Annotated in this window: 20 protein-coding genes; 11 read left to right on the top strand and 9 right to left on the bottom strand. The window is 72.0% G+C overall.

The window, feature by feature from the left end:
* Nucleotides 1-41 precede the first annotated feature (41 nt).
* Entirely contained in the window at nt 42-962 is a 921-nt protein-coding gene (locus ACF06X_RS17950) for a DUF3027 domain-containing protein (RefSeq protein WP_392288210.1), read from the top strand.
* Between the two features lie 199 nt (nt 963-1161).
* Nucleotides 1162-4299 (top strand): sacsin N-terminal ATP-binding-like domain-containing protein, encoded by a 3138-nt coding sequence (locus ACF06X_RS17945; protein WP_392288209.1) that lies wholly within the window; start codon nt 1162-1164, stop codon nt 4297-4299.
* A gap of 75 nt (nt 4300-4374) precedes the next feature.
* Here the strand turns inward: ACF06X_RS17945 and ACF06X_RS17940 are convergent, their stop codons facing one another.
* The 3 genes from ACF06X_RS17940 to ACF06X_RS17930 form a co-directional block, all read right to left on the bottom strand.
* Nucleotides 4375-6894, bottom strand: coding sequence for a hypothetical protein (locus tag ACF06X_RS17940; protein ID WP_392288208.1), 2520 nt, complete (start codon nt 6892-6894; stop codon nt 4375-4377).
* A 68-nt stretch (nt 6895-6962) separates the two neighbouring features.
* On the bottom strand, nt 6963-9371 hold the full coding sequence (locus ACF06X_RS17935) for an HAD-IC family P-type ATPase (protein WP_392288207.1): 2409 nt from the start codon (nt 9369-9371) through the stop codon (nt 6963-6965).
* A gap of 88 nt (nt 9372-9459) precedes the next feature.
* Nucleotides 9460-9822: a DUF2530 domain-containing protein gene (locus ACF06X_RS17930; protein WP_392288206.1), complete on the bottom strand. Its 363-nt coding sequence runs from the start codon at nt 9820-9822 to the stop codon at nt 9460-9462.
* Nucleotides 9823-9973: 151 nt separating this feature from the next.
* Between ACF06X_RS17930 and ACF06X_RS17925 the strand changes: the two genes are divergently transcribed.
* Nucleotides 9974-11425 (top strand): NCS2 family permease, encoded by a 1452-nt coding sequence (locus ACF06X_RS17925; RefSeq protein ID WP_392288205.1) that lies wholly within the window; start codon nt 9974-9976, stop codon nt 11423-11425.
* Between the two features lie 46 nt (nt 11426-11471).
* Here the strand turns inward: ACF06X_RS17925 and ACF06X_RS17920 are convergent, their stop codons facing one another.
* On the bottom strand, nt 11472-11654 hold the full coding sequence (locus ACF06X_RS17920) for a ribbon-helix-helix protein, CopG family (protein ID WP_158989014.1): 183 nt from the start codon (nt 11652-11654) through the stop codon (nt 11472-11474).
* A 132-nt stretch (nt 11655-11786) separates the two neighbouring features.
* On the opposite strand from ACF06X_RS17920, the gene ACF06X_RS17915 reads away from it, so the two are divergent.
* The gene (locus tag ACF06X_RS17915; RefSeq protein ID WP_392288204.1) at nt 11787-12230 is read left to right on the top strand and encodes a MarR family winged helix-turn-helix transcriptional regulator; all 444 of its coding nucleotides are present in this window, start codon (nt 11787-11789) and stop codon (nt 12228-12230) included.
* A gap of 27 nt (nt 12231-12257) precedes the next feature.
* Nucleotides 12258-13604, top strand: a complete 1347-nt coding sequence (locus ACF06X_RS17910; protein ID WP_392288203.1) for an MFS transporter — start codon at nt 12258-12260, stop codon at nt 13602-13604.
* Between the two features lie 101 nt (nt 13605-13705).
* Here ACF06X_RS17910 and ACF06X_RS17905 read toward each other — a convergent pair whose 3' ends face one another.
* A complete protein-coding gene (locus tag ACF06X_RS17905) occupies nt 13706-14812 on the bottom strand; it encodes a helix-turn-helix domain-containing protein (RefSeq protein ID WP_392288202.1) in 1107 nt (368 codons plus the stop codon).
* Between the two features lie 495 nt (nt 14813-15307).
* Here ACF06X_RS17905 and ACF06X_RS17900 point away from each other — a divergent pair, with 495 nt between their 5' ends.
* The gene (locus ACF06X_RS17900; protein ID WP_392288201.1) at nt 15308-16477 is read left to right on the top strand and encodes a methyltransferase domain-containing protein; all 1170 of its coding nucleotides are present in this window, start codon (nt 15308-15310) and stop codon (nt 16475-16477) included.
* Nucleotides 16478-16554: 77 nt separating this feature from the next.
* Here the strand turns inward: ACF06X_RS17900 and ACF06X_RS17895 are convergent, their stop codons facing one another.
* Complete coding sequence (locus ACF06X_RS17895) at nt 16555-17067, bottom strand: GNAT family N-acetyltransferase (protein WP_392288200.1); 513 nt, start codon at nt 17065-17067, stop codon at nt 16555-16557.
* A 35-nt stretch (nt 17068-17102) separates the two neighbouring features.
* Between ACF06X_RS17895 and thpR the strand changes: the two genes are divergently transcribed.
* Nucleotides 17103-17672, top strand: coding sequence for an RNA 2',3'-cyclic phosphodiesterase (gene thpR / locus ACF06X_RS17890; RefSeq protein WP_392288199.1), 570 nt, complete (start codon nt 17103-17105; stop codon nt 17670-17672).
* Nucleotides 17673-17795: 123 nt separating this feature from the next.
* Here thpR and ACF06X_RS17885 read toward each other — a convergent pair whose 3' ends face one another.
* Nucleotides 17796-18725, bottom strand: coding sequence for a GNAT family N-acetyltransferase (locus ACF06X_RS17885; protein WP_392288198.1), 930 nt, complete (start codon nt 18723-18725; stop codon nt 17796-17798).
* Between the two features lie 129 nt (nt 18726-18854).
* Between ACF06X_RS17885 and ACF06X_RS17880 the strand changes: the two genes are divergently transcribed.
* Nucleotides 18855-19844, top strand: coding sequence for an aldo/keto reductase (locus ACF06X_RS17880; protein WP_392288197.1), 990 nt, complete (start codon nt 18855-18857; stop codon nt 19842-19844).
* A 68-nt stretch (nt 19845-19912) separates the two neighbouring features.
* Here the strand turns inward: ACF06X_RS17880 and ACF06X_RS17875 are convergent, their stop codons facing one another.
* Entirely contained in the window at nt 19913-20422 is a 510-nt protein-coding gene (locus ACF06X_RS17875) for a MarR family winged helix-turn-helix transcriptional regulator (protein ID WP_392288196.1), read from the bottom strand.
* Nucleotides 20423-20451: 29 nt separating this feature from the next.
* Here ACF06X_RS17875 and ACF06X_RS17870 point away from each other — a divergent pair, with 29 nt between their 5' ends.
* The gene (locus ACF06X_RS17870; protein ID WP_392288195.1) at nt 20452-20889 is read left to right on the top strand and encodes a carboxymuconolactone decarboxylase family protein; all 438 of its coding nucleotides are present in this window, start codon (nt 20452-20454) and stop codon (nt 20887-20889) included.
* Nucleotides 20890-21012: 123 nt separating this feature from the next.
* Nucleotides 21013-22059 (top strand): SGNH/GDSL hydrolase family protein, encoded by a 1047-nt coding sequence (locus ACF06X_RS17865; protein WP_392288194.1) that lies wholly within the window; start codon nt 21013-21015, stop codon nt 22057-22059.
* Nucleotides 22060-22082: 23 nt separating this feature from the next.
* On the opposite strand, the gene ACF06X_RS17860 is transcribed toward ACF06X_RS17865, so the two are convergent.
* Entirely contained in the window at nt 22083-22769 is a 687-nt protein-coding gene (locus ACF06X_RS17860) for a GDSL-type esterase/lipase family protein (RefSeq protein ID WP_392288193.1), read from the bottom strand.
* A gap of 98 nt (nt 22770-22867) precedes the next feature.
* Between ACF06X_RS17860 and ACF06X_RS17855 the strand changes: the two genes are divergently transcribed.
* Nucleotides 22868-23878 (top strand): WD40 repeat domain-containing protein, encoded by a 1011-nt coding sequence (locus ACF06X_RS17855; RefSeq protein ID WP_392288192.1) that lies wholly within the window; start codon nt 22868-22870, stop codon nt 23876-23878.
* Nucleotides 23879-24036: the final 158 nt, after the last annotated feature.

The following is a 24036-nucleotide window of genomic DNA, read 5'->3' as shown; positions in this document are numbered from 1 at the left end:
CCGGCGCACCCGTGAGACGGCGTAGGAGAGAAGCGAGACCTGTGAGTGCTGCGACGACGCGAAGCCGTACCCCGCGTACCCCGCGTACCCCCGACCGCCTGTGCGCCGAGGCGGTAGACCTTGCGCGGGCGGCCGCCGAGGAGGCAGCCGCGCCCAGCGCCGTCGGAGCGCATGTGGAGGTCGTCGCGGAGGGTGACCGGGTCGTCACCCACTTCTTCGAGGCCCTCGAACCCGGCTACCGGGGCTGGCGTTGGGCGGTGACGGTCGCCCGGGCCTCCCGGGCGAAGAACGTCACGCTCGACGAGACCGTGATGCTGCCCGGCCCCGAGGCCCTGCTCGCTCCCGAGTGGGTGCCGTGGAGCGAGCGGCTGCGGCCCGGCGACCTCGGGCCCGGGGACCTGCTCCCGACCGAGCAGGACGACCTGCGGCTCGAACCCGGCTACACCGGCGAGGACGCCCCGCCGCCGAACTCGGCGGTCTCCGAGGACATGGCGGAGCACCTCGACGCCGAGGACGCGGAGATCGTGACCCGTACGCCGTCCCGGGGCACCATCGCCTCGGTCGCCGAGGAACTGGGCCTGCGGCGCGCGCGGGTCCTCTCCCGGTACGGGCTGCACGTGGCCGCGGACCGCTGGGACGAGGCGTTCGGCGCGAAGACGCCGATGGCGCAGGCCGCACCGGCGTCCTGCGAGTCGTGCGCGTTCCTGGTGCCGCTGGCCGGCTCCCTGAAGCAGGCCTTCGGGGTGTGCGCGAACGAATTCTCCCCGGCGGACGGCCGGGTCGTCTCGCTGGCGTACGGCTGCGGCGGCCACTCGGAGGCGGCGGTCATGCCGAAGCCCCCGCGTCCGGCGCCCCCGGTCTTCGACTCGATGGCGGCGGACGTGTTCCCCCTCCGCCCCCCGAAGGACTCGGGCTCCACGACAGAACCCGACGACGTCTCCGAGGACCTCGGCCACTCCTAGCCCGCCGTGCCCTGCCCCGGGGGGCGCCGGGGCGGCACCACCCCTCCCACCCCGGCGGGGCAGGTGCCCGCCGGGGGGACCCGGTGTGCGGGACGATTGCTTACAACGGGGGTGGGAGAGGCGTCGGGTGGATGCCCGCCACCGTGGAACCCGTCGGTTCGCGGTACCTTCGGGCCCTTGTCCCATCCCGTTCCGCAGAGTGGAGTCAGACGTGAGCGTCAGCGTCAGGACGACGACCGACGGAGCCGACCCCTTCGGTACCGCCCGGTTGCGGCGGGGCGTGCTCGATGCCTGGGGGGCCGGGCCCGCCCGGTTCCGGGAGGACGCCAACGCCGAGGAGGACCTCGCGCTCGGCGGCTACCGCGACCGCCTCGTCGTCGAACTCGCCCAGAACGCCGCCGACGCCGCCCGTCGCGCCGGCGTCACCGGCCGGCTCCGTCTCACCCTGCGCCCCGCGGGCCCCGACGCCCCCGCCGTCCTGGCCGCCGCCAACACCGGCGCCCCGCTGGACGCGACCGGCGTCGAGTCGCTCTCCACCCTGCGCGCCTCCGCCAAGCGCGACCACGACACCACCGCCGTCGGCCGCTTCGGCGTCGGCTTCGCCGCCGTCCTCGCCGTCAGCGACGAGCCCGCCGTCCTCGGCCGCCACGGCGGTGTCCGCTGGTCTCTCGCCGAGGCCCGCGAGCTGGCCGCCGAGGCCGCCCGGCACAGCCCCGGCCTCGGGGACGAACTGCGCCGCCGCGACGGCCACGTCCCCCTCCTGCGTCTCCCGCTGCCCGCCGAGGGCACCGCCCCCGAGGGCTACGACACCGTCGTCGTCCTCCCGCTGCGGGACTCCGCCGCCGTCGACCTCGCCGAGCGGCTCCTCGGTGCCATCGACGACGCCCTGCTCCTCACCCTTCCGGGGCTCGCCGAGATCGTGGTGGAGACCCCGGAGGGCGTACGGGTCCTCACCCGCGCCCAGGACGAGACGGACGAGGCGTACGTCCGCGTCGACGACACCGCCACCGGAGAGACGCGCCGCTGGCGGACCGTCAGCCACAGCGGCCCGCTCGCCGTCGGCCTCCTCAAGGACCGCCCCGTCGAGGAACGGCTGCGCCCGCACTGGTCGGTGACCTGGGCCGTGCCCGTGGACTCCGAGGGCGCCCCGCAGTACCCCCGTACCGCCCCCGTCGTCCACGCCCCCACCCCCACCGACGAACCGCTCGGCCTGCCCGCGCTGCTCATCGCCTCGCTGCCCCTGGACACCGCCCGCCGCCACCCGGCGCCCGGGCCGCTCACCGACTTCCTCGTCGAGCGCGCCGCCGACGCGTACGCCGAACTCCTCGCCGACTGGCAGCCGGTGACCGTCGCCACCATCGACCTGGTGCCCGGGCCGCTCGGCAAGGGCGCCCTCGACGGGGCGCTGCGCGCGGCGATCCTCCAGCGGCTGCCGCGGGTCGCCTTCCTGGCCCCCGAGGCGCCCTCGGAGGAGGTCCCGGCGCTGCGGCCCGTGGAGGCCGAGGTCGTGGAGGGCGCGGGCGCGGAGACGGTGTCCGTGCTCGCCGAGGTCCTGCCGACGCTGCTCCCGGCCGGCCTGGAGCGCCGCCCCGAGCTTCGTACGCTCGGCGTGGGCCGGCTGTCGCTGACCGACGTCATCGACCGGCTCGCGGGCCTGGAGCGCGAACCGTCGTGGTGGTGGCGGCTGTACGACTCCCTCGCCGGGGTCGACCCCGACCGGCTCACCGGCCTTCCGGTGCCGCTGGCCTCCGGCCGTACCACCATCGGTCCCCGCCAGGTCCTGCTGCCGCAGGAGCACACCCCGGTCGACCTCGCCCGCCTCGGCCTGAAGGTCGCCCACCCGGACGCCGCCCATCCGCTCCTGGAGAAGCTGGGCGCGCTGCCCGCCACGCCCCGCGCCGTGCTCACGACGCCGCAGGTCAGGATGGCGGTCGCGGGCTCCATGGAGGCGGGGGAGATCTGGGACGAGGACGCGGACACCCTGGACGCGGACGAGCTGGCCGAGGCGGTGCTCGCGCTCGTACGGGACGCGGAGCTGGAGCCCGGCGAGGAGCCCTGGCTCGGCGCGCTGGCCCTGCCCGACGAGGACGGGGAGCTGGCACCCGCCGGTGAACTGGTCCTGCCCGGCAGCGCGTTCGCCGCCGTGATGCGCGAGGGCGAACTCGCCCTCTGTGACGCCGAGCTGGCCGAGCGGTGGGGCGAACAGCCCCTGGCCGCCTGCGGGGTGCTCGCCGACTTCGCGCTGGTCCGGGCGACCGACCTGGTCCTGGACCCGGACGAGCTGGAGCCCCGCGAGGGCGACTTCGCCGAGCCGGACGACGCCGGGCTGCTCGACGCGGTCGACGTGTGGTGCGAGGACGTCCTGGACCAGCTGCCCGAGACGCCGGTGCCGCCGGTGGCGACCGAGATCGTCGCCGTACGGGACCTGGACCTGGTCGACGACGACGCCTGGCCCCAGGCGCTCGCCCTGCTGGCCAGGCCGCCGCTGCGGGACGCGCTGATCCAGCCGGTACGGGTCCTGCTGCCGGACGGCACGACCGAGACCGTACGGCCGTACACCGCCTGGTGGCTGCGCGACCACCCCGTCCTGGACGGCCGCCGCCCGGCGGGTCTGCGGGCCGCCGGGACCGACCCGCTGCTGATCGGCCTGTACGACTCCGCCGACGCGACCGGCTTCGAGGATGAGCAGGTCCTGCGGGCGCTGGGCGTGCGCACCTCCGTCGCGGCGCTGCTTGCCGAGCCGGGTGGCGCGGCCGAGCTGCTCGGCCGGCTCGCGTCCCCGGAACGGGAGGTGACCGGCGCCCAGTTGCACGCCCTCTACACCGCGCTCGCCGACCTCGACCCCGAGCAGGTGACCCTCCCCGACGAGCTGCGCGCGGTCGTGGACGGCTCCCTCCTGGTGGTCGACGCCTCGGAGGCCGTGGTCGCCGACGCCCCCGACCTCCTGCCGCTCGCCGCGGGCATGCCGCTGCTGCCGGTCGCCCCGTCCCGGGCGGCCGACCTGGCGGAGCTGTTCCAGGTGCGCCGGCTGAGCGAGACCGTGGAGGCGGAGGTCACCACGGTCGGCGAGGAGCACGAGGTGCCCTCAGCCGTCCAAGCGCTCCTCGGCCCGGCGACCCCCGCCACGTACGTCGAGCACGAGGAGCTGCGGGTGGCCGGCGTCGAACTGGACTGGCGCCGCACCCCGGACGGCACCGTCCACGCCGCCACCCTGGAGGGCGTCGCCGCCGGCCTCGCCTGGGCGGCCGGCCAGTGGCCCCGCCGCTTCGAGGTCGCGGCCCTCCTGGAAGACCCGTCGAGGACGGCGGAACTGGCCCGCGACCGCTGGTTCGACTGAGGTCGTCGGGCGTGTGGTGCGAAGGGCCCCGGTCGCCTCTGGCGACCGGGGCCCTTCCTCCACGGTGAGGACGCGTCAGCGCACGTCGACGGCGTCCGGAGCCACGGCGGGCCGGGTGGTGGCCGGGTTCAGGCTGGGTCCCGAGACCCAGCGGTAATCGCCGTCGTAGGCCGCCTTCAGGGTGAGCGCCGCCTTGCCGGTGGAGTCCGTCCGGGCGAGGCCGACCAGGGTGTAGCCGGTCGTGCCCGCCCTGCGGAACTCCAGGTGCACGCGCTGTCCCGGGAAGGCGAGCTGACCGCCGGCGAGCCAGTCGGAGACGGTGAACCGGCCGGTGACGGTGAGCGTGGCGCCCTTTGTGACCGGTTCCGGCGTGGCGTCGGTGGTCAGCCGGGTCGTCCGCGCGATCCGTACGGTACGGGCCGCGTGGACGTCGGCGAAGCTCGTGCCGTCCGTCGACTCGGCCCAGGCGGCGACCTTCCACTCACCGGCGAGCGCGTTGTCCACGAGGTGGCGCGGGGCGATGTTCACCGACCCCTGGCACGAGGAGGTCGTGGCGTTCGCCGGAGTGCACTGCGTCCACTGGAGCGGGAAGACGGCGTCGGGGCGTTCGTACGAGCCCTTGTAGAGGGCCATGCCGCCGCGTGCGATCCCGGCGGGCGAGGTGGCCGTGAACGAGGCCTGGACCTCGGTCGGGTACTGGCCGGACGCCCCGTCGATGACGACGGGCTTGCCGGCGTTGACTGAAACGCCACTGATTTTGACGTCGCCGGCCGACTCGTCGGGCAGGCTGACGGACCCCGGTCCGCCGAAGGCGCGGATCAGGGTCGTACGGACCGTGGCACCGGAGTTGTCCTTACCGGTGGCGCGCAGGGAGAGGAAGCGGTCGCCGGCGCCGACGGTGATGTCGCCCTCGGCGGAGGCGGGCTGCCAGGTCGCGCCGTCGTCGTTGGAGAACTCCAGACCAGTCAGGGACGCCGTCGCGTCCGTCGAGCGGGAGGTGACCGTAGTGACGACCCGCACCGGACCGGCCGCGGCCGTGTTGCGGATGTCCAGGGACGGGACGTCGAACCTCACGTCGAGCAACGGCAGGGAGGAATAGCCGGACGAGGTGAAGGTCCACTCCCGGACCAGCCGGGTCGACAGACGCGCGTGCGGGGCGCGCCGGATGGCGGTGTGCGTGAACTCGTAGGGGGCGGAGGAGGACGTCACCGTGGCGCCGTACGTCTTGAAGCCCTCCTCGTACGCGCTGTCGACGAGGGTCACTCCCCGGGAGGTCAGCCGGTACTGCTGGAGCGCCGTGTAGTCGGCACCCCGGTTGCCGCGCGCGTCGGTGTAGGAGGCGGGCTCGTACAGACTGATGCGCGTCGAGCTGCGCGTGGAGTGGCCGCCCGCGTCGGGCTGGAGCGGTCCTTGGCCGATCGTCTCGCCCGCGGAGGTACCGGTCGGCAGCGTGCGGTCGGCGAGCCGCACCTGGTTGCCGCCGTCCATGAGGTAGCGGCCGAACGTCACGTTCGGAGTCACGTACTCGGTGAGGGTGCCGGGCGTGGTCACCGGGGAGGCGGCCTGCCCCGCGACGAACGACTCCGTGTCGGCCGGCTTGCCGTACGTGTCCAGAGAGGCGGTCTGGCGCCCGGCGAGCGAGCGGAACGTCGTGACGGTCTTCGCCAGGCCGGCGGTCTGCACAGTGACGACCGGGTTCGCCGGCACCGTGTTCTTGAACTGGTGGACCAGGTCGTAGCGGTACGGGCTGGGCCTGAGCTGGCTCGATCCGTACTTCGTCAGCACGTCGTGGAGGTGGACGGTGACGCCGCTCATCGTGAACGGGGAGACGAAGATCTTGTCCGCGCCACCGCCGATCTGGCCGACCCTGTCTCCGCTGGGCGTCGTCAGCCATATCGAGGCCCCGGCGCGGCGCGCGCTCGGGTCGTCGCTGACGATGCCGACCGGCTTGGCGGCCTTCTCGTCGAAGACCACGTTGGCCGTCGTGCTGCCGACCGTGAACGTCTTGGTGAGCAGGTAGGCGGGCCGCGCCTCGGCGTAGTAGTCGTACTGGATGGTGGCGAAGTAGGTGCCCGGGGGGACGTTCGCCGTGCCGCGGGGCATGTACTGCTCGGTGGTGACGTCGTACCGCGTCCAGGTGGAGGTGTTCCACAGGCTGATGTACGCGCCGGCGGCATAGCCGTCGGCGACGGAGAGGTTCACCTTCTGGTTCGCGGTCGTCCCGTACTCGCCGTACGGAGCCAGGCCCGAAACGGCCTGGTCCGTCCGCACGGTCGTGGCCGGAAGGGGTTTCTCCTCGCCGATCGGCTGGATCGTCAGCTCGCCGTCGGTCTGCGCGAAGGCGTACGTTCCGGTGGCCTGTCGCCCGTCGGCGGCGGCCACCCGGAAGCCCTTCGTACCGGGGATGCGTTCCAGCCGCTCACCGGTCGCCAGCCGCGCGCCGGCGCCCTTGTCCGTGCCCTTGGTGGCGGGGACGGTGTTCTCGGCCGCCGAGACCTGCCCGGGCACGAGCGTCATACCGGTGGCCGCCAGGACGCCCGCCAGGGCGCCCACGACCGTTCTCCGCAGGTCTCTGCGGTTCTTCGTCACGTGCATGTGTACGCGGATCCCCCCACGCCTCAGATGTCACAGCGATCGCTGTGCGCACAGGGTAAGCCCCGTGCTCAGGCGGGAAATCGCCGGTCCACCCACCGCCAGGCGACCTCCAGAGCCCCCGCCGCCGTCGCGGCGATCGCGACCGACGCCCACGGCATCGTGACGCCGACCAGCTTCAGGGCGAAGAAGTCCTGGAGCCAGGGGATCACGAGGACCAGGAGGAAGCCGCCGGCCATCGTGGCGACCAAGGCGACGCGCCACCAGGTGTACGGGCGGGCGACGATCGCCAGGACCCAGAGGGAGACCAGGAAGAGGGTCAGCGTCGCCGCGCTCGTCTCGGCCGCGAGGGCGCCCGGGCCGCTGTAGTGGGAGCGGGCGAGCAGGTACGTGGCGAAGGTGGCCGTCGCCGCGATGACGCCGCCGGGGATGGCGTACCGCATCACCCTGCGGACGAAGTGGGGCTTCGCGCGTTCCTTGTTGGGGGCGAGGGCGAGGAAGAAGGCGGGGACGCCGATGGTGAGGGTGGACAGCAGGGTCAGGTGCCGGGGCAGGAAGGGGTACTCGACCTGGGAGCAGACCACCAGGATCGCGAGGAGCACCGAGTAGACGGTCTTCGTCAGGAAGAGCGTCGCCACGCGCGTGATGTTGCCGATGACCCGGCGGCCCTCGGCGACCACCGAGGGCAGGGTGGCGAAGGAGTTGTTGAGGAGGACGATCTGGGCGACGGCCCGGGTCGCCTCGGAGCCCGAGCCCATCGAGACGCCGATGTCGGCGTCCTTGAGCGCCAGGACGTCGTTGACGCCGTCGCCCGTCATGGCGACCGTGTGCCCGTGGGACTGGAGCGCGCCGACCATGTCCCGTTTCTGCTGCGGGGTGACCCGGCCGAAGACCGCGTTCTCGTCGAGGGCCCGGGCCATCTCCTCCCGCTCGGTGGGCAGGAGGCGGGCGTCGACGGTGTTCGCCGCCCCGGGCAGGCCGAGCTTTCCGGCCACCGCTCCGACGGAGACCGCGTTGTCGCCGGAGATGACCTTGGCGGCGACGTCCTGGTCGGCGAAGTAGGCGAGCGTGTCGGCGGCGTCGGGCCGCAGCCGCTGTTCGAGGACGACGAGCGCGGTGGCGCGGGCGTCCTCGGCCACGTCGGGGGCGTCGAGCTCACGGGTGGTGCGGGCGAGGAGCAGGACCCGCAGGCCCTGTTCGTTGAGGTGGTCGATCTCGGCGAGGACCGGATCCCCGTCCGGCAGGAGCACGTCCGGCGCCCCGAGGAGCCACGCGGAGGTCTCGCCGTTGCCCTCGCTGAAGGCGGCGCCGCTGTACTTGCGGGCGGAGGAGAAGGGCAGCGCCTCGGTGCAGCGCCACTCCTCGGCGTCCGGGTAGGCGTCGATGATGGCCTGGAGCGAGGCGTTCGGGCGCGGGTCGGACTCGCCGAGCGCGCCGAGGACCTTCCGTACGTACGGCTCGTCGCTCCCGTTCAGGGGGCGCAGTTCGGTGACGTCCATGCCGCCCTCGGTGAGGGTGCCGGTCTTGTCGAGGCAGACGACGTCGACCCGGGCCAGGCCCTCGATGGCGGGCAGCTCCTGCACGAGGCACTGCTTGCGCCCCAGCCGGATCACCCCGATCGCGAAGGCGACGGAGGTGAGCAGGACGAGGCCCTCGGGGATCATCGGGACGATGCCGCCGACGGTCCGGGCGATGGAGTCCTTGAGGTTGGTGTCCTTGACGACGAGCTGGCTGATGATCAGGCCGGTCGCGGTCGGGACCATCATCCACGTCACGTACTTGAGGATGGTGGAGATGCCGGAGCGCAGCTCGGAGTGGACGAGGGTGAAGCGGGAGGCCTCTTCGGCGAGCTGGGCGGCGTACGCCTCGCGTCCGACCTTGGTGGCGGTGAACGCGCCGCCGCCGGCGACCACGAACGAGCCCGACATCATCCGGTCGCCGGGCTTCTTCACGACCGGGTCGGCCTCGCCGGTGAGCAGCGACTCGTCGATCTCCAGGTTGTCGGCCTCGGCCACCTCGCCGTCGACGACCACCTTGTCGCCCGGGCCGAGCTCGATCAGGTCGCCGAGCACGATCTCGGAGGTGGAGACCGGCCCGGAGGTGCCGTCGCGGCGGACGACGGGCTTGGCCTCGCCGATGACGGCGAGGCCGTCGAGGGTCTTCTTGGCGCGCAGTTCCTGGATGATGCCGATGCCGGTGTTGGCGACGATCACGAAGCCGAAGAGGCTGTCCTGGATCGGCGCGACGAAGAACATGATCACCCAGAGCACGCCGATGATCGCGTTGAAACGGGTGAAGACGTTGCCGCGGATGATGTCGGCGGCGGAGCGACTGGAGCGGACGGGTACGTCGTTGACCTCGCCGCGGGCGACGCGCTCGGCGACCTCGGCGGAGGTCAGTCCGGCGGCGCGGTGGACGACGGGGGGTTCGGTCGCCACTCGCTCGCCGTCGTCCGTATCGATCTTCGCCCGCTGAGTCATGTTCTCGACGGTACGGCCGGAACGGGTCGTTCACCCGCCGAGAAGGCGGAAGATCAGACCGGGGGAGGAGGGGAATGGTCCCCCGGTACTACGGCGTGCCCTTGCCGGTGTCGTCGGCGTCCGCGGACTCCGCCGTGGCCGCCGCCGCTTCCGCCGCTTCCGTCCGCCCGCTCGCCGCGTCCCGCTTGATCGCCGCGTCGTGCCCGCTCGCCGCGTCCCGCTTGATCGCCGCGTCGCGCTTGCGTACGTACCAGATGCCGATCAGGCCGAGGCCCGCGCCGGCCAGGCAGGTCCACACCCACCAGGTCAGGTCGTGGTCGGCGAACCAGCCGTAGAACGGGACCTGCACGAGGAACAGGACGAACCAGAGGATCGTGCCGCCGGTGATGGTGCCGACGACGGGCCCCTCCAGGGGTTCGGGTGCCTCGTGCTTGGGGGTCCACTTCGCCATGCGGTCAGTGTAGGTGGGCGCTCGAAAGGTCTACGCGCGGAGATGGACGGCGCTTCGTTCATGTGTTCATACTGAAACGGTTTGCCTCTGGCGGGTTTCCTTCGTATGAACCGCCAACGAGCGCCACGAAAGTACCCGAAGAGGACCCCCCATGAGCACCACGGCCGCCGCCAAGGCCACCTCCCCCGAGCCCCGGAGCCCGCACGGCCCGCTCGCCGGTCTCGACCGCTACTTCAAGATCTCCGAGCGCGGCTCCACCGTCGCCCGCGAGGTCCGTGGCGGCTTCGCCACCTTCTTCGCGATGGCCTACATCATCGTGCTGAACCCGATCATCCTCGGCAGCGCCAAGGACATGTACGGGCACCAGCTCGACGGCGGCCAGCTGGTCACCGCGACCGTGCTCACCGCGGCCTTCTCGACCCTCCTCATGGGCGTCATCGGCAACGTGCCGATCGCGCTGGCGGCCGGCCTCGGCGTCAACACGGTCGTCGCCCTCCAGCTCGCGCCGAAGATGTCCTGGCCGGACGCGATGGGCATGGTCGTCCTCGCCGGCATCGTGGTGATGCTGCTGGTCGCGACCGGTCTGCGGGAGCGGGTGATGAACGCCGTCCCGGTGGGCCTGCGCAAGGGCATCGCGATCGGCATCGGCCTCTTCATCATGCTCATCGGCCTCGTCGACTCGGGCTTCGTCTCCCGTATCCCCGACGCGGCGCACACCACCGTCCCGCTGCAGCTCGGCGGCGCCGGCCACCTCGCCGGCTGGCCGGTCCTGGTCTTCGTCCTCGGCGCCCTGCTCACCCTCGCGCTGATCATCCGCAAGGTGCCGGGCGCGATCCTGATCTCCATCGTCGTGATGACGATCGTCGCGATGGTGATCAACGCCGTCGCCACCGTCCCGTCCTGGGGTCTGACCACCCCGACCTGGCCGGGCAACCCGGTCGCCTCTCCCGACTTCGGTCTGGTCGGCGAGGTGAGCCTGTTCGGCGGCTTCGGCAAGGTCGGTCTGCTGACCGGCATCCTGTTCGTCTTCACCGTCCTGCTGTCCTGCTTCTTCGACGCCATGGGCACGATCCTCGGCGTCGGCGACGAGGCCAAGCTGATGGACAAGGACGGCAACTTCCCCGGCATCAACAAGGTCCTGCTCGTGGACGGCCTGGCCGTCGCCTCCGGCGGCGCCACCTCCTCCTCGGCCACCACCTGCTTCGTGGAGTCCACGGCGGGCGTCGGCGAGGGCGCGCGCACGGGTCTCGCGTCGGTGGTGACCGGCGGGCTCTTCTCGGTCGCGCTGTTCCTCACGCCGCTCGCGACGATGGTCCCGTCCCAGGCCGCCACGCCCGCGCTGCTCGCGGTCGGCTTCCTGATCCTGGCCGGATCGGTCAGGGACATCGACTGGAGCGACTTCACCATCGCGGTGCCGGCGTTCCTGGCGATGGTGATGATGCCGTTCACGTACTCGATCACGAACGGCATCGGCATCGGCTTCATCGCCTTCAGCGTGCTGCGGCTCGCGGCGGGCCGGGGCCGCGAGGTCCCGGTGGCCATGTACGTCGTGTCGGCGGTGTTCGTCTTCTACTACGCGATGCCGGCGCTCGGCCTCACCTGACGGGCCCCGGGCCTGCCCTCGGTCCGGCCCCACCAGTGGCCTGGGCCTAGGTCAGCCCGTAGAACTTCTCCGTCTCGTCGACGGCGGTCTTGAACCGTTCGTCGAAGTCGTCGCGTATGAGCGTCCGGACCACATAGTCCTGGACGCTCATTCCGCGTTTGGCGGCATGCCCCCGAAGCCGGTCGAGCAGCTCACCGTCGATGCGCAGGCTGAGCACTGTCGATCCCATGCCCGTCAGATTCGGGGCAGAGAGGGGCGCCGCGCGTCACTTTCCGGATCCAGCTCACTCGTTCGGGTGACAGATATCGACGAAACGTTTCCGGTTGGTCTTTAGGTAGGGTAATGAGTTACGCTAAGGAACATGCCTGACCTGTCCCACGGGACCGCCGCCGACGCCGCGGCCGTGAACGCGCTCCGCTCCTCCGTCATGCGACTGAGCCGACGCCTCAAGCACCAGCGCGTCGACGAGTCGCTCAGCCCGACCGAGATGTCGGTGCTCGGCACCCTGGCGCTCTGCGGCTCCGCCACCCCCGGCGAGCTGGCCCGCAAGGAGCACGTCCAGCCGCCGTCGATGACCCGTATCGTCGCGCTGCTCGAGGCCAAGGGACTGGTCCGCCTCGAGCCGCACCCCGACGACCGCCGCCAGAAGGTCGTCAGCCCGACCGAGCAGGCCGAGGCCATGCTGGAAGAGTCCCGCCGCAAGCGGAACGCCTGGCTGGCGACGCTCGCCGAGGGCCTGGACGAGGACGAGTGGGCCAAGCTGCGCGCGGCCGCCCCGGTCCTGGAGAAACTCGCCCACCTGTAGAGACCGACGCCGAGGAGGCGACGCACTTTGAGTACGGGACCCGGAGCAGACTCCGCACCCGTCCACATACCCGAGACCCACACCCGCGGGCGGGGAGAAACCTTCTCCTCACTCCGCATACGCAACTACCGGCTGTTCTTCACCGGAGCCATCGTCTCCAACACCGGTACATGGATGGCCCGCATCACGCAGGACTGGCTGGTGCTCAGCCTCACCGGCTCCGCCGCCGCCGTGGGCATCACCACGGCGCTGCAGTTCCTTCCGATGCTGCTGTTCGGCCTGTACGGCGGAGTCCTCGCCGACCGCTACCCGAAACGGCGCATCCTCCTCATCAGCCAGGCCGCCCTCGGCCTCTGCGGACTCGCGCTCGCCGTCCTCACTCTCTCCGGCCACATCCAGGTCTGGCACGTCTACCTGGTCGCCTTCCTGCTCGGCATGGTCACCGTCGTCGACAACCCGACCCGGCAGTCCTTCGTCTCCGAGATGGTCGGCCCCGACCAACTGCGCAACGCCGTCTCGCTGAACTCCGCGAACTTCCAGTCGGCGCGCCTGATCGGCCCCGCGGTCGCCGGCCTGCTGATCGCCACCGTCGGCAGCGGCTGGTCGTTCCTGCTCAACGGCCTGTTCTTCCTCGCCCCGCTCACCGGCCTGCTGCTGATGCGCCCCGCCGAGTTCCACAAGGTGGAGCGCGCGCCGCGCGGCAAGGGACAGCTGCGGGAGGGGCTGCGGTACGTGGCCGGGCGGCCGGACCTGATCTGGCCGATCGTCCTCGTGGGCTTCGTCGGCACCTTCGGGTTCAACTTCCCGATCTGGCTCACCGCCTTCGCGGACGACATCTTCCACGTCGGGGCCGGCACCTACGGCTTCCTGAACACCCTGATGGCGGCCGGTTCGCTCGCGGGCGCGCTGCTCGCCGCCCGGCGGGGTAGCTCGCGGCTGAGGATGCTGGTGGGCGCGGCGGTCGCCTTCGGCGTGCTGGAGATCGCGGCGGCGCTCTCGCCGTCGTTCTGGCTCTTCGCGCTGCTGCTGGTGCCGATCGGCATGTTCGGCCTGACGGTCAACATCACCGCCAACTCGGCCGTCCAGCTGGCGACGGACCCCGCGATGCGGGGGCGGGTCATGAGCCTCTACATGATGGTCTTCGCCGGCGGCACCCCGATCGGCGCCCCGCTGCTGGGCTGGATCACCGACACCTACGGCCCCCGGATCGGCTTCGCCACCGGCGGCCTGATCTCCCTCACGGCGGCCGTCGTCGTCGGCCTGGTCCTGGCCCGGGTCGGCGGCCTGAAGATGACCTTCGGCTGGCACCACGGCCACCCCCAGGTCCGCTTCGTCGCCCGCGAGCCGCGCGAACGCCTGACGACGGCGGCGTAGCCCTTGCTCATACCGACCGTGTCGGCACCCTGACTAGGCCCCGACGGCCGCCCCTCACCGGGTGGCTGTCGGGCCGGCTGAATCATTTTGACTTGGGTCGTTCAGGACTGCTCTACCTCGGCCATGAGGAGTCGCAGCGTCAGTGAGTGCTTTTCGGGGGGCAGCGCGTCAAGGGCCGCCCGTGCGTACGCCACGCCGCCGGACACGTCGCCGGACCGGGCGAGCATGAGTCCACGGTGCATCTCCAGATGGGTGGCGAACCGGGGCAGCTCTGTGGGCAGCTCTCGTCGTGCCGCATCCTGTGCGGCTACCGCTGTGTTCTCGTCTCCGAGGCGAGCGGCGAGAAGCGAGACGAAGACGTTCATGCGCCACCACGGCACGGCGTAGTCACTGGTCTGCTCATGCGATCCGGCCTTGTCGAAGATGCGTCGCCCGTCGTCCATGAGCTTGCGTGCCGTATCGGCGTCGCCCCGGATCGCTGCCGCGTGAGCCTTGCCGAAGGTCGCGTTCAGGAGCCCCAGCGACGGCCTGTCGCTGATGGCCATCGCCTGATCGGCCAGCACGTCGGCAACGCCGAGTGACGCACCCTCGTATCCCAACGCGATAGCCGCCCGGCCCCGGACCCACACCCGTGCGTCGTCGTCTCCGGACTCGTCCGCCGCCTGTGCTGCCATTCGGTACCACTGCACCGCTTTCGCGCCGTCCGTCCCAGGAAACGTCTTCGCGTACAGGGTCATGAGCCGGGCTGCCACCGACCAAAGCCGGCCATTTTCCAACTGCTGTTGGACCAGAACGAGTTCGCCGCTGACCCGCCGCTGAATGTCAGCAGCACCAAGGCTCATGTACTCCGTGCCGTACGTGGCCAGCTTCGCCGCCCACGAGTCCACGGACGGGCCACCCCGTAGCCGTGCCGCGAATCCCACGCTGAGGAGGTCCGACGCGACCACGGGCGCTATCGCTGCCCCGGCTGCGTCGGTCAGGAACGTACGGCGCTTCACTTCACCCTCCAGAGCGGCTAGGGGCACGTCCAGGACGGCCGACAGACACCGCAAGTAGAAGGGCCCCGGCGTCACCTTGGAACGCTCCCAGCGGCTTACGTACTCCCGATCGAGGTTCGTTCCGAAGGCGTCATTGATCGCCGACGCCAGCCGTCCCTGACTCCATCCGCGAGCCGTGCGTAGATCCTTGATCAGCTCCCCGATCGCCATGAGTCCATCTTGCCCCTACCGTCGCTCCTTGCCGGGGCAAGAGCGAGCGATCGAGCGGCACTTGCCCCTAGGGATGCCCCTCCGTGGCGGGCACGGTCGGCGGGACGATCGGTGGACCGAAACACGAGGGTGAGCGCTGCCGCCGGGGGGCGCTGGGACGGAAGTCAGGGCCGCCCGTGGTCGTCTATCGGCACATGGACGGGTGCTCGGGTTGATCACCCGTGGGGGCATCGGTCACCGCGTGGAAGACGGCGCGGGACGGGTCGGCATTCTGCGTGGGGTGGACCGGGAGGTGAGGCCCCGGCCGACCCTCGTGAGATGTACATCAACGTTGATGGAGGAGTTCACATGGCTAAGCACGGTGGCGGTACCGGAAGCGGTCAGGGCGGCAGCCAGCAGGACGATGGCAGCAGCGGGCGCGGGCACGGGGGTGGTGGCAGCGAGACGAGTGGTGGCAACTCGTCCGATGGTTCCGGACCCGCGAAGAAGTAGCCCGTGACCACGCGCGCAGAGGAGGTGGGCCCTTCACGGCTCGCCTCCGCGCTCGTTGCCGCGGGCGCGCTGTCAACCGACTGGTTGGGGACGTTCGAGGCCGTCCCCCGTGCGCTGTTCGTTCCTGACCGCGTCTGGCCGGGCATCCCGGAGGGCACCCGACAGAACCCGCTGGTGGACCGTGCCACGGACCCCGAGGCTTGGCGGCGGGCGGTGTACTCGGACATCCCGCTCACGACTCAGTGGGACGACGGGCACCATTCCGGTGATGGGTTGGGGACGACCCCGAGCAGTTCCAGTTCCCAACCACGCATGGTCTTTTCGATGTTGGCCGATCTCGACGTGAAGGAAGGGAATCGCGTCCTTGAGATCGGCACGGGCACGGGTTGGAACGCGGGTCTTCTCGCCCACCGGCTCGGCGGCTCGAACGTGGTCAGCATCGAGTACGACCCCGATGTCGCGGCGGGCGCCGGTGAGAGGCTGCGCCGCGCCGGCCTGGCCCCGCTGGTGGTTGTCGGGGATGGTCGGCTGGGGTACGCCGGAGGCGCACCCTATGACCGTGTCATCGCCACGTGCTCGATCGGGGAAGTGCCACGGACCTGGATCGATCAGACCGTGTCCGGTGGGGCGATCGTCGCTCCGTGGGGGACCGTGTACGGCGGCGAAGCCATCGTGCGCCTGGTCGTGAACGGCGACGGCACAGCGAGCGGCCATTTCACCCGTTCCAGCGCGTTCATGCGCCTACGGCAGCAGCGTCCGAACCTTCCCGGACACCACGTGTACCTCAAGGGTCGGGAGTGGCCCGCAGACGGCGTCAGGAGCATGACGACGCTTTCGCCGATCGTGGCAGGCGGGTGGCTCGAACAGTTTGTGATCGGACTTCGTGTGCCTGGAGTGTTCTGGACCGTCGAGCGGTACGAGGGTGGTGCGTACACCTTATGGACGTACAGCATCGACACGGAGTCGTGGGCCTCGGCCGACTTCGAGCCGGAGGCCGAGGAGTTCGTAGTGGCGCAGTCTGGTCCCCGCAGATTGTGGGACGAGACAGAGGCGGCTTTGCTTTGGTGGGAGGACCAGGGCCGACCGGGGTTCGATCGCTTTGGACTCAGCGTGCACAGCGACGGTGAGTGCGCCTGGCTGGATGAACCGGGCAACCTCGTCACGGTCCACTGACCTGGAGAGCGGCCCCGTCCGTGCGCCGTTCCCCGTGGCGCAGGGGCGGGGCCGGGCGGGGGCACCCCGCCCCGGTGTCAGACGCGACGGGCGAGGACCTGGCCGGGCCACTCGCCGACCCTGAAGGGCTCGGTCCGTGTGAAGCCCTGGCGTTCGTAGTACGCCACGAGCCGGCCCTCGCTGCCCGCGAAGCAGTCGACCCGGAGCAGGGAGATCCCCTGGCGGCGGGTCTCCTCGACCGCGTGGGCCAGCAGGGCCGCCCCCACGCCCCGGCCGTGGAACAGCGCGTCCGTCGCGAGAAGCCGGACGTACAGCTCCGGCTCGTCCACCCGCGCCACATGCGGGCCCGGGTGGGGCGTCAGGGTGAGCGTGCCCGCCGGGACGCCGTCGATCTCGGCGATCCACGGGCTGCCCTCGGCCACCGTCTCCTCGACCTGCCGTACCGCCTTCGGGCGGGCGGACCACGGATCGGTGCCCCACTGGTCGGTGATGCCCCGCCCGTTCAGCCAGACGACCGCGCTGTCCAGCATCGCGAGTATCGCGGGGACGTCGTCCGTCCCGCCCTTCCTGATCTTCATCCCGTTGTCCATCCCGCAGAGGGTAGGGGTGGTGCCACACTCGCGCCATGAGGCTTTTCGCTGCCGTGCTGCCCCCCGAGGAGCAGCTGACCGAACTCGCCCGCGCCGTCGACCGCCTCGTCCGCCTGCCGGGCGCCGAGCGGCTGCGCTGGACCTCGCGGCCGGGCTGGCACTTCACCCTCGCGTTCATGGGGGAGGTCGACGAGGAGCTGCTCCCCGACCTCCACGCGCGCCTCGGCCGCGCCGCCCAGCGCACCGAACCCTTCCCGCTCCGGCTCCACGGCGGCGGCCACTTCGGCCGGCGCGCGCTGTGGGTGGGGGCCGCCGGCGGCATCGACACGCTGCGGCTGCTCGCCGAGCGCGCCGACGCCGCCGCCCGCCGGGCGGGCGTGGCGATGGACGAGCACCGCCGCTACCAGGCCCACCTCACCGTCGCCCGGGCCCGCCTCGACACCGACCCGCGCCCCTTCGTCGCGGAGCTGGACCGGTTCGAGGGCAGCCGCTGGCAGGTCGCCGAGCTGGCCCTCGTCCGCAGCCGCCTGCCGGGGAGCGGGGTGCGGGGGGAGCAGCCGCGGTACGAGACGGTCGGCGCCTGGCCTCTGGGAAGGGCGGGTTAACCTCGAAGGGTGGACCCCAAAACCCGTAACCGGATCATGGCCGGTGTGCTCGTCCTGATGTTCGCGATCGTCGCGGTGGCGTCGGTGGTCGGTCAGTAGCCCCCGGCCGGTCGGCGGGCGCCGTCAGCCGGCGGGCGCCGTCAGGTTCACGCGTACCTCGCTGACGCGGTAGCCGCCCCGGCGGAAGGCGTTCGCCATCGGCACGTTGGTCGAGTCCGTCGTGGCGGTGATCCGGCGCGCGCCCTCGCCCGCGTGGAAGCGGGTGATCTCGCCGAGCACGTCGTCGATGTAGCGCTGTCCGCGCAGCTCGGGGACGACGCCGAGGTAGCCGACGTTCGGCCCGTACGGAGTACGGGAGGGGATGGCGAAACCGGCGAGGCGGCCGTCCGGGGTGTGGGCGAGCCGCCACCACTCCCGCTCGCCGGGGCAGCTCAGGTAGAACGCGAGGTCGCCGCGGGCGGTCTCCTCCTCGCCCTGGGCGGCGACGCCGGCGAGGGTCTCGGCGTCCAGGCTGCCGCGCGAGACCTGCCGGAAGACCTCCACGAACGCCTCGTCGTCGGGTTCGGCGGTGAACACCAGACGGTCCGACGGCTCCGGCGTGCCGTTCTCCGGGGCCCACTCGAAGCGGAGCCGCTCTATCCGCTCGCTCAGGCCCGCCCGCCGAGCGGCCTCCTCGCGCCAGCCGACGGCGGCGGCCCGGCTCTCCTCGTCGCTGTCGTCCTGCGGCAGCATGATGTTGTAGAGCGGCGGCTTGGCCGCTCCGCGCCCCGCGAACGCGGCGTGGGCGGCGGTGAGCAGCCCGGCGGCGAGCGCGGCCGGGTCGGCGACCGAGGGGTGCGCGGAGAGACAGTCCAGGGCGAGCGGGTGCTCGCTGTCGGAGCGGCCCCACCACACGGCGCGCGCGAGGATCCGGCCGTCCTCCTCCGCGAGCCACGTCCACTCGGGGCGGAACTGCCGGGCCGCCGTCTCCTCGCGGTAGCGGTCGGCGTCCATCCAGAGGACGGGCTCCTTGACGTCCCAGGCGAGGACGGCGTCCAGGTCGGTCTCGGTCATCGGGCGGTAGTGCATCGGGCCTCCGTGTCGTGGGAGGGGCAACTCTGCCATCCGGTACGGGAGTAGGGGAGCCCGGTCCGGACAGGGACCCTTGCTTGGAGCGCGCTCCATCGAGTTGGCTGGACGACCATGGAGTACACACAGCTCGGACGTACGGGACTCAAGGTCAGCCGTCTGGTGCTCGGCACCATGAACTTCGGCCCGCAGACGGATGAGGCGGCCAGTCACGCGATCATGGACGCGGCGCTGGACGCGGGTCTGAACTTCTTCGACTCGGCCAACGTCTACGGGTGGGGCGAGAACAAGGGCCGCACCGAGGAGATCATCGGAAGCTGGTTCGCCGGGGGCGCGGACCGCCGCGACAAGGTGGTCCTGGCCACCAAGGTCTACGGCAACATGGCCGCCGACGGGGACGCGTGGCCCAACCACGACCGGCTCTCGGCGCTCAACATCCGCCGGGCCGTGGAGGGTTCGCTCAAGCGGCTCGGCACGGACTACATCGACCTCTACCAGTTCCACCACATCGACCGCCACACCCCCTTCGAGGAGATCTGGCAGGCCGTCGACGTCCTGATCCAGCAGGGGAAGATCCTCTACGCGGGATCGTCGAACTTCCCCGGTTACAAGATCGCCCAGGCGAACGAGACCGCCGCCCGGCGCGGGATGGTCGGGCTCGTCAGCGAACAGTGCCTCTACAACCTCGTCGAGCGCCGCGCCGAGATGGAGGTCGTCCCGGCCGCGCGCGACTACGGCCTCGGGGTCATCCCCTGGTCCCCGCTCCACGGCGGCCTGCTCGGCGGCGTCATCAGGAAGGAGACCGAGGGCGGCCGGCGCGCCACGGGCCGGGCGGCCGAGGCGCTGGCCGACCCGGCGATGCGGTCCCGGCTCCAGGCGTACGAGGACCTCCTGGACAAGCACGGCCTGGAGCCCGGGGAGACGGCTCTGGCGTGGCTGCTCACCCGCCCGGGCGTCACCGGCCCGATCGTCGGCCCGCGCACGGCGGGGCAGTTGGAGAGTGCCCTGCGCGCGCTGGAGCTGGAGCTGAGCGAGGAGCTCCTGGCCTCCCTCGACGAGATCTTCCCGGGCCCGGGCCCGTCCCCGGAGGCGTTCGCCTGGTAAGGCGGACCGGGCGGGCGGCGCCTGGGCACGCGAGCCCGGCATGATCGGCGAGGCTTTCCGGACACGACCTAGGCGCCGCCCAGCCAGCTCGTCGCGTCCAGCCGGTACGTCGTCTCCGCCGGTACGACGGTCCGCAGGGCCGCCTCCATGTCCCGGACCCGCGCCGGGCCGAGGGCGGCGGCCCACTCCGCGCGCAGCTCGTCGAAGACGGCCGCGGAGCGGGCGAGGGCGTCGTCGCCGCGCGGGGTGAGGCGGACGAGCTTGCGGCGGGCGTCGGCGGGGTCGTCGGCGCGCTCGGCGTACCCGAGGGCGAGGAGCCGGTCGACGGTCTTGCCGGCCGCCTGCTTGGAGACGCCGAGCCGTCGCCCGATGTCGCTGGCGGTGGCGCCGTCGACGCCGATGGCCTGCATGGCGAAGCCGTGGGCCGGGCGGAGGCCGGGGTGTCCCTGGCGGGCGAGTTCGGCGTGGAGCCGGTCGATGAGGGTGCGGAAGCCGGCGAAGAGGAGCAGTGGCAGCTCATATCCCTTGCCATCATCGACAACCTGGTTTACGTTCTTCTCGCCATCACGGTCAACCATGTTGTCCATTCTATGTCGCTCTCTTTCGCATGCCAGGAGAAGCCTTGCCCCACGACACCCATGACCTGTCCGCCCGCACGGCCGGCGCCGTAGCCCTCCTGAAGGAGTCTCCGCACACGCTCGACGGTTTCCTCAAGCTCAGCGAGATCTTCGAGTCCACCACCCTGGACGCCCACTCCCGCGAGACCGTCATCCTGACCGTCGCCGCCCGCAACCAGTGCCACCTGTGCGTCGACATGCACGAGGCGAAGCTCGCCGCCCTGGGCCCGGCCGCCGACGACGAACGCCTGGAGGCCGTACGGAAGTTCACCCTCCAGGTCCTCGCCTCCTCGGGTGCGGTGACGGACGCCGAACTGGACGCCTTCCACGCGTACGGCTACACCCGCCAGAACGCCCTGGAGGTCGTCCTCGGCATCGGTACGTACACGGTGTCGACCTTCGCGAACCGCCTCACCCGCGCGGCCTGAACCAACTGCTGTCCGTGAAAGTGCTCCCGCTCGCGCGCCGGAGTCGGCGCCCGCGCGCCCCGCTATCGAGGGACCTCTCGCATGCCTCCCGCCTCCGGTGTGAAGGGTCATCTCATGCGAGCAATGCGTCAAGCGGGTGCCCGACCGGTCGCGGGTCCGGGGGCGAGGGTGCGGACGGCGGTGTGCGCGGTCGCGGCCGTGCTCCTCGCGGTGGCGGCCGCCCCGCCCCCGAACCCGCCCAACCCGCCCAACCCCGCGAAGATCCCGACCGTCTTCCTCGGTGACGCCTCGATCGGCGGATACGGCATCGCACCCGTGGACCAGGGCGCGCTGCTCTGCGTCCGCGCGGCGGAGAACCTGCCGGACGTGATCGAGGACCAGCTCGCCGACCAGTCGATCCTCCTCGACATCACGGCGGACGTGTCCTGCGCGGGTGCCGCGCTCCACCACGTCTGGGAGGAGCAGGACCTCGGCGGCGGCATGACGGCGGTGCCGCAGAAGCGGGCGCTGAAGAAGGAGACGAAGCTGGTGATCGCGTCCCTGGGAGCCGGGACGGCCGGCCTCGGCCGGGTCCTGAAGCAGTGTTCGGCGCGGCTGCGCGGGACGGACGGCGCGCATCTGCCGGACGCGCCGGTGGACGCCGACTCCCCCGCCCGCGGGTGCCGTTCGTACTTCACGGCGGGCGCGGGCAAGGCCTGGCTGGCGGACCGGTTCGAGCGGACGGAGAAGGACCTCGACAAGCTCTTCTCGGAGATCCGCAGCGAGTCCCCGTCGGCGGACACGGTCCTGGTCGGCTATCCCCGGCTCGTCCCGAAGGACCGTACGCGCTGCCGCGCGGCCCTCCCGGACGGCGGCAAACCCCTCGGGGACGTGCCGGAAGACGCGTGGCCCCTTCTCGACGAGAAGGTCCAGGCCCCGCTCAACGCCCTGATGGCCAAGGTCTCCAAGCGCCACGGCGCGCACTTCGTCGACCTGTACGCGACGACGGGCGGGGCGACGGCGTGCGACGGCACGGACCGTACGGTGGGGGGCCTGCTGGAGCCCTCGGGGGTGACGCTCCTTCACCAGAGGCTGCCCTGGTACCTCTGGGCGAACGAGACGGGCCGGGACGGGAACGGCGACGCGGTCGCCCAGTCGATCGCGGCGATGTACGGCCACGGCCCGGCCTGAGGCCCGAGGACGTGGGAGGCCCTCTACGGACGTTCCCCGTAAGGGGAACCCAGCCCCCACGCCTGGTACATCGCGTCCGCGAAGGCGGCCGCCAGCTTGTGTTCGCCCGTCGGGCCGGGGTGGGTGCCGTCGTAGGTGTCCGTGCGCAGGTCGTACGGGTCCGGGGCCGTCGCGAGCAGCAGCGGCGAGGCGGCCGTGTCCAGGTCCGCGACCGCCTTCGCAAGCAGCTCGTTGAAACGGGCGCACTCGGCGGCGAAGGGGGCGTCGGACTCGGCCCGCACGTTCGGGATGACCGGCATCAGCACGGCCCTGACACGCGGGTTCGCCGCGCGCGCGGCGGCCACGAAGGCGCGGACGTTCGCGGCCGTCTGGTCGCTGTCGGTGTAGAAGCCGAGGTCTATCAGGCCCAGCGAGACCAGCAGCACGTCCGCCTCCGCCGTGGCGACCGCCTCGCCGATCAGCGGCGCCATGTGCAGCCATCCCTCGCCCCAGCCGGCCAGATGGCGTCGGGCGGGTGCGGGGAACGCCGGGTCGGCGTAGTCGTGCGAGAGGGGCGCGTCGGCGGCCGTGTCGTAGAGCGCGGTGCGCGGGCCGACGATCTCGTACCGCCCGGGCAGGGCCGATTCGAGGTGCCGCCACATCCGGTAGCGCCAGGTGTGGTCGCCGGCCCGTCCGATGGTGCAGCTGTCGCCGACGAACATGAAACGCATGGCGACCATCATCACCGACGGCGACGGCGGGCTGCGACGTGATCCCCGACACGATGCGCGAGGGCGGCTCCGGCCGCCGCCGTGGCAGGCTTGAGCGCATGCGCCCGTTCCTGTCCGCCTCGCTGTACGCCTCCGGTGCCGCGGCCCTCGTCCTGCTCTGCGCCGCCGCGCCGGCCGGGGCCGCGGAGGCCGACCGGGACTTCACGATCAAGGATCCCCGGATCACCGAGTCCAGCGGCCTCGCCGCCAGCCGCGCCCACCCCGGGATCTACTGGACGCACAACGACCAGGACGCGCCGCTGATCTACGGCGTCGACTCCCGTACCGGCGAGACGGTCGCGACGCTCACGATGAAGGGCGTCGGCACGCCCCGGGACATGGAGGCCGTCTCGGTCGGCCCGGACGGCGACATCTACGTCGGCGACATCGGCGACAACCGCGACGGCACGTGGGACCACGTCTGGATCTATCGCTTCCCCGAGCCGAAAACCTTGAAGGACCAGACCGTCCAGGCCAGGCAGTACGACGTGAAGTACGCCGACGGGCCGCGGAACGCCGAGGCGCTGATGGTCCATCCGAAGACCGGCCGGGTCTACATCGCGAGCAAGAACGAGAACAGCGGCGGTCTTTACGCGGGCCCCGAGCGGCTCTCGACGGCCGGGACGAACGTCTTCCGGCGCGTCGACGACGTCCCCTGGGTGACGGACGGCGCCTTCTCGCCGGACGGCGGGAAGCTCGTCCTGCGCGGCTACTTCAGCGCCCGGTCCTACGCGTGGCAGGACGGCCGGCTCGGCGACGACGGCGAGCCCGTGGGGGCGCCCTTCCAGGGGCAGGCCGAGTCGGTGACGTACACGAGAGACGGCTCGGCGCTGATGTTCGGCTCGGAGGGGAAGAACAGCCGGGTCGTGCGGGTGGAGGTGGAGGTGGAGCGGGCGCGGCCGCCGGGGAGCGGCGGCGGCCAGGCCACCGCTCCGACCCCGGGTCCCTCGCGGTCCGGGCCGCCCGGGGCCGCCGACGGCGACTCGGGCGGTTTCGGCCTCGGGATCGTCGTCCTCGGCCTCGCCACCGCCCTCGTCATCGGCGGCAAGCGCCTCCTGCGACGCGGCTGACGAGCCCCCGGGCCTCCGGCCCCCGGTCTCCAGGCCTCGGGGGCCCCGGCCTCCGGCCCCCGGGCCCCCGACCCCCCGGCCTCCGGGCCCCCGACCCCAGGCCACCGCGTCATGGCGAAGGGCCCGCATCGACCACGGTCGATGCGGGTCCTTCGTAC

It is taken from the genome of Streptomyces sp. NPDC015346, from assembly GCF_043078785.1.
GTDB lineage: Bacteria > Actinomycetota > Actinomycetes > Streptomycetales > Streptomycetaceae > Streptomyces.
The sequence above is the reverse complement of the archived record's forward strand: the minus strand, read 5'-3'. Positions and strand labels throughout refer to the sequence as shown.

Coding starts and splice junctions, on each gene's coding strand:
- ACF06X_RS17940 (WP_392288208.1), bottom strand. CDS start 6,894: ATGCACGTGACGAAGAACCGCAGAGACCTGCGGAGAACGGTCGTGGGC.
- ACF06X_RS17935 (WP_392288207.1), bottom strand. CDS start 9,371: ATGACTCAGCGGGCGAAGATCGATACGGACGACGGCGAGCGAGTGGCG.
- ACF06X_RS17930 (WP_392288206.1), bottom strand. CDS start 9,822: ATGGCGAAGTGGACCCCCAAGCACGAGGCACCCGAACCCCTGGAGGGG.
- ACF06X_RS17925 (WP_392288205.1), top strand. CDS start 9,974: ATGAGCACCACGGCCGCCGCCAAGGCCACCTCCCCCGAGCCCCGGAGC.
- ACF06X_RS17920 (WP_158989014.1), bottom strand. CDS start 11,654: ATGGGATCGACAGTGCTCAGCCTGCGCATCGACGGTGAGCTGCTCGAC.
- ACF06X_RS17915 (WP_392288204.1), top strand. CDS start 11,787: ATGCCTGACCTGTCCCACGGGACCGCCGCCGACGCCGCGGCCGTGAAC.
- ACF06X_RS17905 (WP_392288202.1), bottom strand. CDS start 14,812: ATGGCGATCGGGGAGCTGATCAAGGATCTACGCACGGCTCGCGGATGG.
- ACF06X_RS17895 (WP_392288200.1), bottom strand. CDS start 17,067: ATGGACAACGGGATGAAGATCAGGAAGGGCGGGACGGACGACGTCCCC.
- thpR (WP_392288199.1), top strand. CDS start 17,103: ATGAGGCTTTTCGCTGCCGTGCTGCCCCCCGAGGAGCAGCTGACCGAA.
- ACF06X_RS17885 (WP_392288198.1), bottom strand. CDS start 18,725: ATGACCGAGACCGACCTGGACGCCGTCCTCGCCTGGGACGTCAAGGAG.
- ACF06X_RS17880 (WP_392288197.1), top strand. CDS start 18,855: ATGGAGTACACACAGCTCGGACGTACGGGACTCAAGGTCAGCCGTCTG.
- ACF06X_RS17875 (WP_392288196.1), bottom strand. CDS start 20,422: ATGGTTGACCGTGATGGCGAGAAGAACGTAAACCAGGTTGTCGATGAT.
- ACF06X_RS17870 (WP_392288195.1), top strand. CDS start 20,452: ATGCCAGGAGAAGCCTTGCCCCACGACACCCATGACCTGTCCGCCCGC.
- ACF06X_RS17865 (WP_392288194.1), top strand. CDS start 21,013: ATGCGTCAAGCGGGTGCCCGACCGGTCGCGGGTCCGGGGGCGAGGGTG.
- ACF06X_RS17860 (WP_392288193.1), bottom strand. CDS start 22,769: ATGCGTTTCATGTTCGTCGGCGACAGCTGCACCATCGGACGGGCCGGC.
- ACF06X_RS17855 (WP_392288192.1), top strand. CDS start 22,868: ATGCGCCCGTTCCTGTCCGCCTCGCTGTACGCCTCCGGTGCCGCGGCC.